Origin of the sequence: Pseudomonas sp. NPDC086278, assembly GCF_050280905.1 — a bacterium.
GTDB lineage: Bacteria > Pseudomonadota > Gammaproteobacteria > Pseudomonadales > Pseudomonadaceae > Aquipseudomonas.
The window spans coordinates 1-1,150 of the sequence record NZ_JBNNWE010000229.1; the positions used below are offsets into that span (position 1 = coordinate 1).

The 1,150-nt window shown below is 53.3% G+C and carries 2 protein-coding genes and 2 pseudogenes; 3 read left to right on the forward strand and 1 reads right to left on the reverse strand.

From position 1 onward, the window contains the following. The 3 genes and pseudogenes from rplM to ACQKP4_RS29210 form a co-directional block, all read left to right on the forward strand. The coding region (gene rplM / locus ACQKP4_RS29200) for a 50S ribosomal protein L13 (protein WP_427637456.1) at positions 1 to 309 on the forward strand (309 nt) is incomplete at its 5' end. 14 nt (positions 310 to 323) lie between these two features. Further along, positions 324 to 716: a 30S ribosomal protein S9 gene (gene rpsI / locus ACQKP4_RS29205; RefSeq protein WP_002555064.1), complete on the forward strand. Its 393-nt coding sequence runs from the start codon at positions 324 to 326 to the stop codon at positions 714 to 716. 267 nt (positions 717 to 983) lie between these two features. Then, positions 984 to 1,055, forward strand: a pseudogene (locus ACQKP4_RS29210) (ubiquinol-cytochrome c reductase iron-sulfur subunit N-terminal domain-containing protein); the annotation flags it as partial. A gap of 3 nt (positions 1,056 to 1,058) precedes the next feature. Here the strand turns inward: ACQKP4_RS29210 and ACQKP4_RS29215 are convergent. Then, positions 1,059 to 1,150: pseudogene (locus tag ACQKP4_RS29215) on the reverse strand (hypothetical protein); the annotation flags it as partial.

The following is a 1,150-nucleotide window of genomic DNA, read 5'->3' on the forward strand; positions in this document are numbered from 1 at the left end:
AGCACTTCGGCCGCCTCTTTGTGCAGAACCAGGCGCGCCGCCTCGAACTCTTCCGGGGTCGAGGTGTATTTGAGTGTCAGTTCCCAAGGCTGCAAAATCTACTACTCCCACTCCGGTTTCCCGGGCGGCATCAAGTCGATCAACTTTGAAAAGCTGATCGCTAAAGCCCCTGAGCGCGTGATCGAGACCGCGGTCAAAGGCATGCTGCCTAAGAACCCGCTGGGTCGCGACATGTATCGTAAGCTGAAAGTCTATGCGGGCGCTGTACACCCTCATACTGCTCAGCAGCCCCAAGAACTGAAGTTTTAACGGAATAGTTCATTATGTCGGCGACTCAAAATTACGGCACTGGCCGTCGCAAGACCGCAACCGCACGCGTTTTCCTGCGTCCGGGTACTGGTAACATCTCCATCAACAACCGTTCGCTGGATAATTTCTTCGGTCGCGAAACTGCCCGCATGGTAGTTCGTCAGCCGCTGGAATTGACTGAGACTGTCGAGAAGTTCGACATCTACGTCACCGTGATCGGCGGTGGTGTAAGTGGTCAAGCTGGCGCAATCCGCCACGGTATCACTCGCGCACTGATGCAGTACGACGAAACCCTGCGTGGCGCTCTGCGCAAAGCTGGCTTCGTTACTCGCGATGCTCGTGAAGTTGAACGTAAGAAAGTCGGTCTGCGTAAAGCGCGTAAGCGTCCGCAGTACTCGAAGCGTTAATTCGCTTTCACGTTCAAAAAAGAACGCCCAGCTCCTTTCGGAGTTGGGCGTTTTTTTATGTGTGCTATTTATCGAAGAATTGCGCTGTGACAACTTGCCACAGCCGTAGAGCCCCTATACTGCAAGGCTTGGCAGTGGAGCCCTTCGGTAATTACCTTGTCAGAATTGGGGCTTTTCATTACCATTCGGCAAAATTTTTATAAGTACATAGTTTTACTTAGTAGATGCCTGATTTAACAGGCCACAAAGCTGATGGGAGAGGACTGAATGAGCAATGACGGCGTGAATGCAGGCCGGCGTCGCTTCTTGGTAGCAGCCACATCCGTGGTGGGTGCTGCACGGGTCCTTGTTCGACAACCACAGGTCGGCGCCGCAGATTGGCTTGATGCCGGCGCCCATGGAGGCTTTGTAGAATTTGACCAGCGAACACATGT

Coding starts and splice junctions, on each gene's coding strand:
- rpsI (WP_002555064.1), top strand. CDS start 324: ATGTCGGCGACTCAAAATTACGGCACTGGCCGTCGCAAGACCGCAACC.